Source organism: Mycobacterium sp. (genome assembly GCF_032161845.1).
In the GTDB taxonomy this organism is placed as follows: Bacteria; Actinomycetota; Actinomycetes; order Mycobacteriales; family Mycobacteriaceae; genus Mycobacterium.
The window spans coordinates 1-10,278 of record NZ_JAVRQA010000259.1; the positions used below are offsets into that span (position 1 = coordinate 1).

Annotated in this window: 11 protein-coding genes; all 11 read right to left on the reverse strand. The window is 63.8% G+C overall.

What is annotated here, in order from left to right:
• A partial coding sequence (locus QOD90_RS14710) for a GMC family oxidoreductase N-terminal domain-containing protein (protein ID WP_526350911.1) occupies positions 1 to 646 on the reverse strand: 646 nt, incomplete at its 3' end.
• Entirely contained in the window at positions 643 to 2,055 is a 1,413-nt protein-coding gene (locus QOD90_RS14715) for a purine-cytosine permease family protein (protein WP_526350913.1), read from the reverse strand. The genes QOD90_RS14715 and QOD90_RS14710, both read right to left, overlap by 4 nt.
• An 80-nt stretch (positions 2,056 to 2,135) precedes the next feature.
• Complete coding sequence (locus QOD90_RS14720) at positions 2,136 to 3,683, reverse strand: amino acid permease (RefSeq protein ID WP_526350915.1); 1,548 nt, start codon at positions 3,681 to 3,683, stop codon at positions 2,136 to 2,138.
• A gap of 206 nt (positions 3,684 to 3,889) precedes the next feature.
• Positions 3,890 to 5,296, reverse strand: a complete 1,407-nt coding sequence (locus tag QOD90_RS14725) for an aspartate aminotransferase family protein (protein WP_526350917.1) — start codon at positions 5,294 to 5,296, stop codon at positions 3,890 to 3,892.
• Positions 5,293 to 6,417: a histone deacetylase-like amidohydrolase gene (locus tag QOD90_RS14730; protein WP_526350919.1), complete on the reverse strand. Its 1,125-nt coding sequence runs from the start codon at positions 6,415 to 6,417 to the stop codon at positions 5,293 to 5,295. The genes QOD90_RS14725 and QOD90_RS14730 overlap by 4 nt, the downstream gene beginning before the upstream one ends.
• Before the next feature lie 85 nt (positions 6,418 to 6,502).
• Positions 6,503 to 7,102: a TetR/AcrR family transcriptional regulator gene (locus QOD90_RS14735; RefSeq protein ID WP_526350921.1), complete on the reverse strand. Its 600-nt coding sequence runs from the start codon at positions 7,100 to 7,102 to the stop codon at positions 6,503 to 6,505.
• 575 nt (positions 7,103 to 7,677) lie between these two features.
• Positions 7,678 to 8,052 (reverse strand): PH domain-containing protein, encoded by a 375-nt coding sequence (locus tag QOD90_RS14740; RefSeq protein WP_526350923.1) that lies wholly within the window; start codon positions 8,050 to 8,052, stop codon positions 7,678 to 7,680.
• Between the two features lie 328 nt (positions 8,053 to 8,380).
• A complete protein-coding gene (locus QOD90_RS14745; protein WP_526350925.1) occupies positions 8,381 to 9,232 on the reverse strand; it encodes an LLM class flavin-dependent oxidoreductase in 852 nt (283 codons plus the stop codon).
• The gene (locus QOD90_RS14750) at positions 9,225 to 9,416 is read right to left on the reverse strand and encodes a hypothetical protein (RefSeq protein ID WP_526350927.1); all 192 of its coding nucleotides are present in this window, start codon (positions 9,414 to 9,416) and stop codon (positions 9,225 to 9,227) included. Before QOD90_RS14750 ends, QOD90_RS14745 begins: the two co-directional genes overlap by 8 nt.
• Positions 9,417 to 9,518: 102 nt before the next feature.
• A complete protein-coding gene (locus tag QOD90_RS14755) occupies positions 9,519 to 9,944 on the reverse strand; it encodes a tautomerase family protein (protein ID WP_526350929.1) in 426 nt (141 codons plus the stop codon).
• A 46-nt stretch (positions 9,945 to 9,990) separates the two neighbouring features.
• Positions 9,991 to 10,278: YceI family protein (locus QOD90_RS14760; RefSeq protein WP_526350931.1), on the reverse strand; the 288-nt coding region annotated here is incomplete at its 5' end.

Here is a 10,278-nt window from a genome sequence, read left to right on the forward strand (position 1 = left end):
CGCGATCCGCGTGCATACCGTGCCGCACGTCGAGGTTGTCACGGGTACCGATCACCTCGTGCAGGTAGTGCACCGACGTCGATGACCGGAGATGACTTGCGGGGGTGTAGCCGATCTCGAAGAACCCGGCCCCCCTTCCCGTCTTGGCGAAGTCGGCGTCACTGTTCCATCGGGAACGGGCGGGCAGGTCGAGCGCCCGGCACGCCGACTCGACCACATCGGCGACGTAGGGGTTCTGGTCCTTCTCCGCCACGGGGCTGATAGGCGTGGCGAGTCGGTCGTAATACGGATGGACCGACGCAGCGTCCCAGCCCTCGGCGCCGAGAGCGACCCACTCGTCGAGATCGGCGGGCAGGGGTCGCCAGGTGATCATGGTGTTGGCAGTCGAGCAGCCACCCAGGATCCGCATTCGGGCCTGCCGGATATTCGAGTTGCCCCGTTCCTGCGCGACGCTGCGGTAGTCGAGGTCGTATTCCCCTTCGAGCATTTCCGCCCACCTGCGGATGTCGAGTGCACGCGGTTCTCCGGCGTCGGAGGGGCCGGGTTCCAGGACTGTCACCGTTACCTCGGGATCCTCCGAGAGTCGGGCGGCGACAATGCATCCCGCAGTTCCGCCGCCGACAACGACATAGTCAACAGTTGTCATACCGCGCTTCCGGTGCGGAGCGGTGCTCCGGCCACCATCTGAGCACGCACCTTGGGCTTCATCAACACGTAGTACAGCGGGCAGATCACTGCCAGGCCGACGATCCAGGAGATGTCTACCTTGCCCATGCTCTCGGCGATGAAGCCGGTGAACAGGGTCGTGGACAGGAACGGGATCTGCACCAGGATGCCGGCGAAGTAACAGCCGATCGCGATCCAGTTGAATTGGCCGTAACGGCCGCCGTCGCGCTCGAACAGGGCATCGATGTCGTAGTCGCCGTGCCGCAGCAGATAGAAGTCGACCAGATTGACGGCCGTCCACGGGATCAGCACACACAGCAGAAGAGCCAGGAAGTTGGCGTAGTTGGCCAGGAAGTCCTCGGCACTGAGCAACGCGGGCACCAGCGTGATCGCGAACAGGACGAGCGACACCACGGCACGGCCGCTGGCACCGGCTTTCCAGCGCGGGACGAAGGTCTGCCCGACGGTGATCGTCGACAGCGTCCCGCAGTACAGGTTCATCGCGTTGGTGGCGGTGATGCCGATCGCGAAGATGGCGAAGATTCCGGTGCTCACACCATGGGTCAGCGTGGACAGCCCATCCAACGTGTCGTCATCGGGCAGGGCGGCGCCCACCAGAACGCCGAGCAGCATCGGCAGGACCGACCCGAGCACGCACCCCGAGTAGGTGCCCCAGAAGGCGGCCCGCTGACCGGTGTCGCGTGGCATGTACCGGGTGTAGTCCGAAACGTAAGGGGCATAAGCGATCTGCCACAGTGCGGCCACCGACAGGGTGGCCATGAAGCCCGCCAAGGTGAACCCACCGGAATGCCAGGTCTCGGCCGGAACGCCGTTGACGCCGATCATCCAGACGAAGGCCACGATCAACGCCCCACCGGCGACCACTGACAGCACGGCGGTCACCTTGTGGATCAGTCGGTAGCCGACGATCGTGGCGGCGACGCTGATCAGACCGATGATCACGATCGCGATGTTGGTGGGCAGTCCGGTGACCTGAGCCAGAGCCTGGCCGCCGAGGACCGCGTTGGAGGCGAAGAAGCCCAGGTACATGAACACCACCAGGACGACCACCAGCAGGCTGCCGTAGGACCCGAACTGGGCGCGGGTCTGCAACATCTGCGGAACGCCCATCTGAGGGCCCTGGGCAGCGTGCAATGCCATCACGACCGCGCCGATGACGTTGCCGAGCACCACCGACGCTGCGCCCGCCCACAGCGGCAGACCGAACACCGTGGTGGACAGGGCGCCGGTAATGATGGTCAGCAGCATGATGTTCGAGCCGAACCACACCGTGAACAGGTCGCGGGCGCGGCCGTGCCGTTCGTCGAGCGGGATGTGCTCGATGGTTCGACGTTCGATGGACTCGGGAGCGGAAACGGGTTCAGTCATGGGGACCGGCTTTCCAGGTGATTCACTGCGGCGGGTGACCGCGATCACCTCAGTATTCGGCGTTCAGCAGCACAGGTAAATCACAAAGAACTGGCACTTTGAATCGGTTTTGACGATGTAGCGTGGTCGTCCGTGGGCCTTTCGGTCCGAAGGGGCCGGGCGACGACGTAGCCGGCGACGCCGAGGGTAGCCAGTGCCGCCAGCGTGCCGAGTGTGAACAGTTCGAAGACGCCGGCGCTGACGCCCCAGATCTCCTCGAAGTCGTAATCCAGGCCGAACAGCCGCTCCAACGTTCCGGGAAAGACGGCGACCCAACTGCCCAGCGCCACCCACGCGAAGCACAGAATGCCCAGCGCCCGGAATCCGTTGTCCGACACTGGCACTCTGAAAGGCCGTGGGATGTCGGGGAATGCCGTCCGAAGGCGAACCGCCGCGGGGATCGCAAGGAGGTAGCTCAGCAGGAAGGTGGAGATCGCGATCGACAACACCACCGCGAATATCGCGGCCGTGGACCCGCTAAGTGCCATCGCGGCCACCATGAAGACCGTGCCAACCACACCGGAGAGCAGGTTCACTCGCACCGGCGTGCCAAGCCTGGGATGGAACCGGCCGAAGTAGCCGCCGAAGAACGACCCGTCCGCCGCGGCCATCGCCTGCATCCGATCACTGATGATCATCCAAGCTGAACCCTGCGTCATCAGCACCAGCGCGAAGGTGACCGCCGTCAGGGTCAGCATCAACGGTGCCGCCGAACCGTAGACGCCGTAGACGATTGCGACTGCGTCCATGAGACCACCGATGCCGGTGATCTGCTCAGCGGGCACGACCAACAGAATCGCGGCGATCGGCAGAAGGTAGGCGGCAGCGGCGATCGCGGACGACCTGGCGATCGCGATCGGTACGTCGCGCCCCGGCCGCTTCATCTCGCCGGCGGCGCTGTTGCCCGATTCGAACCCCAGGTACGAGAACAGCAGGAGTGGTGTGACGCCCAGCAGTCCCGCCAGCGTCGGGGAGAAGTCACTGGCCGTCAATCCGGCGAGGCCGTGTCGCGCCGCATAGATCCCGGCGGTCACGACGAAACTCAGCAGGAACAGTATTTTGAGCATGGCACCGAGGTTGGGAATCCACTTGCCGTGCCTGAGGCTGATGACGGCCGCCAGCACGGTCATCCAGATGAACGTCGTCTTGAATGCGTAGTCGGTCCACGAGCCGTGCTCGAACGGTGTGACGTACTGGCTCCACACCTCGGAGGCGATGAACGTGCACGACCCGCCGACCCAGACCGGTTGCGTCACCCACGTCAGCAGGGCAGCGATGGCGGCCATCGGCCGGCCGAACGCTCGCCGCACCCACACATAGACCCCGCCCTCCTCGGTGAACGTGCTTCCGATCTCGGCAAAGAGGAGGCCGTAGGGTACGAGGAAGAATACGGCGAGCACCAGCGCCCAGGTGAACGTCTGCCCACCGAAGCTGGAGACCTGGCCCAGCACCTCGATCGAGACCACCGCCGCGACGATCAGGAAGATGATGTCGAGGCGCCCGAGGGTCTTTTGGAGATGCTGAGTCTCACTCGCCGCCCGAGCGGTCTGCTCACCGGCGGAGACCTCGAACCGTTTGTCTGCAGCCATGTTTCATACCTTCGCGTCATGAGTTGGTCGAGTGATCGTGATCACTCCCGTGTCCAAGACACTGCGGCCCCACCGCGCATCTGTAAAGCGCTCTTTTCTGGTCTCGAAGATCGGGGATTCCGATACACGTTGGCGCACAACGCCTTAGCTACGAGCATGCGAAATTGCCCGTGGCCGACCGGAGCCACGGGCAATTCGACGATCGGTTACAACACGCGAGCGGCGAGTTCGTCGAGCACTCGGTGAACCCGGCTGACCAATGTGTCGATATCGTTGCGGCTGAACACCAATGGCGGAGAGAACTGCATCAGCGGGGTGCCTTCGTGGTCCACCGCCGCGCGGCAGAGAATCCCGGCCTCCAGCAGCGCGGGTTGCAGGAGGGTGTAGACGAAGTCGTTCGCGCTAGTCTCGGCCGACCACGTGCAGCGCGCCTTGTCGGTCACCAGCTCCAACGAGTAGTGGTAACCGAGCCCACGGACATCGCCGACGAGTGGCTGCTCGAGAAGGGTGTCGAGTTGCGCCCGGAAGTACTCCTCGTTGCGCTTGACGTTGCCGAGGACGTCCTCACGTTCCATCACGGCGATGTTCGCCAGCCCGGCAGCGCATGCCGCGGGATGCCCGCCGAAGGTCAGGCCGTGCAGGTACATGCCGTCCGGTCCGTTGTTCACGGTGTCGAGGATGTGGGACGTGGTGATCATGCCGCCGAGCGGAACATGCGCCGAGGAAACACCTTTGGCGAACGTGATGATGTCGGGCCGCACGTCGAACCGGGTCGAGCCGAACCACTCACCGAGGCGGCCAAAGCCGCAGATGACCTCGTCAGCCACCAGGACGATGCCGTGGCGATCGCAGATCTCCCGCACACCTTCGTGATATCCCGACGGCGGAACGAGGGATCCGCCGGCGTTCTGCAGGGGCTCCAGGAAGATGCCGGCGACCGTGTCGGGCCCCTCGTGGACGATCAGCGTTTCGATCTCGTTGAGCAGGAGCTCGGTGAACTGCTGTTCGGTCTCGTCTGCGCGACGCCTGTAACGCTTGCTGTTCGAGACGTGGCGCGAGCCGTACATCAGAGGCTCGAACTGCTTGCGCAGATTGGTCATGCCGTTCAATGACAGTGCCGCGTAAGAGGTGCCGTGGTAAGCCACCCGCCGTGAGATGAACTTGATCCGGGAATGCTCACCGCGCGCCTGGTGATACTGCCTGATGAGCTTGATGGCGGCTTCGTTGGACTCACCGCCGCCCGAGGTGAAGTACACCCGGTCAAGGCCGGGCGGAGCCAGTTCGGCGATCTTGGCGGCGAGCTTCACCGCCGGTGGATGCGCGGCACCCCAGTTGGTGTAGTACGGCAGCTCGGCGATCTGGTCACGCACCGCGTCACCGATCTCGTCGCCGAAGCTGTAGCCGACGTTGACGCAGAACAGTCCCGCCAGCGCGTCGATGTACTCCTTGCCCTGGTCATCCCAGAGCAGACTTCCGCGGCCGCGCACCATGATCGGCGGCGGTGCGTCGGTGTAGGCCGAGCCCGCGGTGAAACTCATGATGAGGTGGCGCTGGGCGAGCTGGCCAAGAGCTGCAGGCTGCTCGGTTCGGGGGGTGATGATGGTGTCGGTCATTGGTGTTGCGGTCCTTTCAGATCCCGGGCGATGTCATCGACGATCGCGATTTGGTAGTCGACGACTCGAGGTGTCGGTTGCTGGGCGATGAATGTCTCTTCGAAGGGGTCGACGACCTCGGTGTTGATGCCGGCCAGTGTTTCGATGATCGCCAGACCGCAGAAGGGCACGGCGGACTCGGCGTAGCCACCTTCGTGCACGACGACGAGCCGGCCGCCGCACAGGTTGTCGGCGGCGTCGTTGACCAGGCGGGTCATCTCGCGGAAAGAACCGGCGTGCAGCAGTTGTCGAGCCAGCGGATCGACGGCGTTGGCGTCGAGCCCGCTGGCCACCACGATGAGGTCGGGCCGGAACTTCTCCAGGGCTGGGATGACAATGGTGCGCATGGCATGCAAATAGGTTTCGTGGCCCGAGCCGGGCGGTAGGGGCACGTTGACGTTGAAGCCGACTCCCGGTCCTTCGCCACGCTCCGCGACGGCGCCGCTATCGGTCGGGAAGCAGTTCTCCTGGTGCAGCGAAATCGTCAACACGTCGTCACGCTGGTAGTAGATGTGTTGAGTTCCATTGCCGTGGTGAACATCCCAGTCTAGGACGGCGACCTTGCCGAGGCCGCGACTCGCTTTCGCGGCTTCGATCGCGATGGGAATGTTGGCCAGCAGGCAGAATCCCATGCCGCTGTCGGGTAGGCAGTGGTGTCCCGGTGGGCGTGACAGCGAATATGCGTTGGGCCGGATGCCGTCGAGTACGTCGGCGACCGCCCGCTTGGCCAAGCCGGCCGACAGTGCGGCGATCTCGAAGCCGCCGTGGGAGAAGATGGCTTCGGGACCGATCTCGCCTCCGCGGCCTGAGCTCAATGTCTGGAAGCGGTCGATGTACCCCGCTGTGTGCACGCGGAGCAGATCGTTCATGTCGGCGGGTTCGGCGCTGCTCACTGCCAGTTGGGCGGTCAGGCCCGACACGTCGAGCAGCGACTTGAGACGCCGTTTCGACTCGGGCGACTCGGGATGGCCGCCACCTGCCAACGGTTGCAGCCACCCGCCGACGGGCAGGAACAGCACGGCCTCCCCCGTGCTGTGCCACAGACAGCGCTCGTCGTGGAAGAAACCTGTCTGCTCAACCATGGCCGTCCCTCTACCTCATTCTTTGCGCTTAGACGCAAAGAATGCACCCGCATTGGTGAGACGTCAAGCCCTGACTGCGGTCTAGCTACAGTTCCACGCCGGTTGCAGACCGCGCATAGCTCCGCAGCAGTGCGGTGGCCGCGGTGGCATCCAGCGATGAGTTTCCGCCGTTGAGGTACATGCCGAAAGCGTCTTCGAGTGCCACGAAATTCTGGGCAACCGCCTGCACCGGTTCTGACAGGGCGAAATCTCCGCAGGCGCGGCCTGCTTCGAGAACCGCCACGTAGAGCGACACCTCACGCTCGAACAACAGTGTCATCAACGTGCCGTGGGCGGGGTCGCGCCCGGCGTTGACCGAGAACTCGTAAAGCGCGCGGCTCAATACATCGTCTTCGCCTGCGGGCAAACCGGATTCGATGAGGTTGGCGAGTCGGTCCACCGGACTGTCGAGCTTGGTGATCGCCTCTAACCGCTGCCAGTAGTACCGATCCACCGCGATGCGGTACACCTCGTCGATGAGGTCGTCGATCTCGGGGTAGTAGTAGGCGACCAGGCGTGGCGACACCTCTGCGGCTTCGGCGATGTCCTTGACGCGCACCGCCCCGAGACCGCGCTCGGCGATGACGTCGATCGCCACCGCGGCCAGCTGACGCCGCCGGGCGTCCTGATTCCGCACACGCGCCACACCATGCTCCTACGCCTATGAAATGCCATTTGAAGCCTACGGCACCCAGTCCTGCGATCGTTCGCATGAAGCGCAAGGAATCGCACCATCGAGGACACCGTTGCCCTAAAGTCAGGGCTCTCCGTGTTCTTCACCGGGTCGACAACCGACAGCTCCGGAAACGAGATCGACAGAGCCGACCTAGAGGCTCTTGCAGAGCGAAATGGCATAGTGGCCAAAGACTCTGTAACTGCCGAGGGGTGCGGTCTGCTAGTTGCGGCTGATGTGTCCGCCCCGCTCAACGATTTCCTGCAGTCGGTTGGCACCAACGCAACCACTGCCCGTCATCCCTCTAGAGCATTGTGGTATCCACTTGTGTGCGTTAGCTGCGGCGATTCGTGGATCGCCAGCGTCGCAGCCGCGAACCGCGCGGCGTGACATGCAAGGACTAGCGGACCAATGCTTGGTTTTAATCTCTTGGGGACTTGGTGGCGGCCGTCCGACGTGAGGCGCGGTTGTCAGCTAGTCCCGCGCGAGAAGCTCATTGCCCGACTTTCGGCCCATCGAGCACTTGATCACCTTGTAACCCCAATCGGTCAAAGCACATAGTCACCGATGAGCTTGCCAATGGTGCGGATATCGACCTGTCCTTTGAAGTCCAGACGCACCTTCCCGAGGCCGGAGAACCACAGTTCCAGCTCGGCGTCGATATCGAACCGACCGGCAGTTTCGATGCTCCAGGCCTGAATCTTGCTGTACGGCAACGAGGAATAGTCACGCTTCTTGCCCGTAATTCCTTGCACGTTGATAGCTATGAGTCGCTTGTTGGTGAAGACAACCGAGTCACGCATCCCTTTGAAGCTGAGATGCACGCGCTCGCCATCCACCAAGATTGGCGCCAGCTCAGCGGCGACGGGTGCGGGATCGCTCGGCCCGAGCTTGACGAAGACACCGTTCTGGAAGTCGATCATCTGCGAGACACTAACTTGCCTCACCACGGCCGTTGGGGGTTCGAGCATTCCGAGTCCTCGGATCCCGTGGGCGTGGAGCTTTCATTGGGGTGCCGATCTTGTGACCGTTGACCGCACCGACAATGACTTCTGGTCTGGCCGGCCATGGGTGAGGTGACCCGAGAGGGCAGGACTCCGCCGCTAGGCGGGCCGGCCCCCACTGAGGATTAGCGCCGCGTACCTACAAAGCGCCCGCCAGAGGGTCGAGCACCGCCTCGTGCCCGGCTCTTCGCCACGTGCAGTTCCCGTACGCTCGCCATCGGTGACGTTCTGCATCGTCTCGACATGGTCATGTGCGTTGGCGGGCTACCTGCTCGCGTACGGCTGGGATCAGCTCGGCGGCAAAGCGTTCGAGCACCTCGGATTCGTCGCTGACCACGATGAAGGTGCTGACCCCATCCTCCAGGGCCATTCGGGTCAGCGCCTCGGAAGTCTGGTCCGGGTAGATGTTGAGCAGACGGGTGATCTGACGGGGATCGCGGCCAGCGGCCCGTGCGGCGCCGTCGATGACGGCGTTTCCTCGCGCGAGGCCGCCGGGTTCCATGCCCGGCAGCGTCGGCAGCCAGCCGTCGGCCCTGCGCCCGACCAGATCGAGCATCTTCGACTTGTAGGCGCCAAGCACGATCGGAATCTGGTGTGCCGGTGCGGGTCCGCGCTCGACGTCGTCGACCTTGTAGTACTCGCCGTCGATGTGGGCGGCGCTGGGATCGTCAGCGTCCCAGATCGCCCGGATCACGTCGATGGACTCACCGACTGCCTGCACGCTTTGCCGTGGGGTCAATCTGCGTCCACCGATCGCTTCGATGGAATCCCAATAGTTCCCGGCTCCGATCCCGAGTGTCACCCGGCCACCGGAGAGCAGGTCAAGGCTGGCAGCTGCGCGGGCGAGCACGGCAGGCGGCTGGCGCAGCGGCAAGTTGAGCACGTTGCCCGATATACCGATGCGTTCGGTTCGTGCGGCTACCCAGCTGAGCAGAGTCCAGGTGTCGAGGAAGTTGGACAGGTACGGGTGATCCTGAAAGGTGACGAGGTCGAAACCCAGTCGCTCGCTGAGCTGGGACAACTCGACCGGACGGTGCGCAGGCGAGTTTGTCGGGGAGATGAACGTTCCGAATCGCAACGGGTGACCATAGTCAGGCACTGGCAACAACCTCCGCCTCGTGCAGTCGAAGAATGACGACGATGTCGCCGGCCGGAGCGGCGTGGTTCGTCTCCCCCGTTGTGTTGCCGCGGGTCCTCCTGACCAGAGCGTCGACGTCGAAAGGGTTGCGGCCCTTCGCCGCAGCAGCCGTGTTCATGCCGTCGACAATGCTGAGACCGCTCATGATGCTTCTTTTCATCGTTCTTCTTTCTCAACCCAACGGTTGTCTGGCCGGTGCCGCGTCGGACCCACGGCCCTGCGCCGCCGACGTGCACGGTCGTGCAGGCTAGCTGAGTCCGAGTTCGGTGAGGCGTTCGCGATTGGCGTTGAGCCAGGCCTCTTCCTGACCTGGTGCCGGGAAGATCAGGCCGGCTTCCATGGCATTCTCGGATGGGATCTCTCGCAGTCCCACGATCAGCTCGGCTTCGGGTTGCCCGGTGATGGCGGTCCACATCGTAGAGAGCGCGCGCAGCAACTCTTGGCGGGTCTCGACGTCACGCCCGTGCCGGATATCGCCGCCGATCACCGAGTGTGACGACGGTCGCCCGGCGGTGAACAACCGCCCGTCGGGCGCGTCGAGGAAGACGACGTTGACGAATGCCGCTGGTGCGCCGGTGATCTCGCAGTGGATGCGGGTGATTTCCCTGGCTATCTCGGCCCGCTTGTCGACGGTCAGGAGCTCCGGTTGGGTGACGCATTGGTAGATGGGCATGGGATTGAACTCTCCTTCTCTAGTGGGCGGGTGTGGCGTCGCCCTCTCATCCCGTCGGCGCGGCGGGTGCCTTGACCGCCTCTAAACACACGGTGACGTCGACGGTGTCTCCGAGCATCGGGCCGCCCCCGGCTAACACGGGGGTGTCGGTCAGAACGCCGAAATCGCTACGCCTCAGTGTGATCACACCTTCGAACCCGGCCACTTCACCGTGACCCATGCCGGCGCTCACGCCGAGAAATGAGAACGCCAGTGGTAGGCGTTTGGTGATTCCGCGCAGGGTGAAGTCGATCACAAGCACCCAGTCGTTCTGCCCGGTGCCGTGCATGTCGAC

Excerpts from the sequence above, each read along its gene's own strand:
- QOD90_RS14725 (WP_526350917.1), bottom strand. The coding sequence starts at position 5,296 with ATGACCGACACCATCATCACCCCCCGAACCGAGCAGCCTGCAGCTCTT.
- QOD90_RS14730 (WP_526350919.1), bottom strand. The coding sequence starts at position 6,417 with ATGGTTGAGCAGACAGGTTTCTTCCACGACGAGCGCTGTCTGTGGCAC.
- QOD90_RS14715 (WP_526350913.1), bottom strand. The coding sequence starts at position 2,055 with ATGACTGAACCCGTTTCCGCTCCCGAGTCCATCGAACGTCGAACCATC.
- QOD90_RS14740 (WP_526350923.1), bottom strand. The coding sequence starts at position 8,052 with ATGATCGACTTCCAGAACGGTGTCTTCGTCAAGCTCGGGCCGAGCGAT.
- QOD90_RS14750 (WP_526350927.1), bottom strand. The coding sequence starts at position 9,416 with ATGAGCGGTCTCAGCATTGTCGACGGCATGAACACGGCTGCTGCGGCG.
- QOD90_RS14755 (WP_526350929.1), bottom strand. The coding sequence starts at position 9,944 with ATGCCCATCTACCAATGCGTCACCCAACCGGAGCTCCTGACCGTCGAC.
- QOD90_RS14720 (WP_526350915.1), bottom strand. The coding sequence starts at position 3,683 with ATGGCTGCAGACAAACGGTTCGAGGTCTCCGCCGGTGAGCAGACCGCT.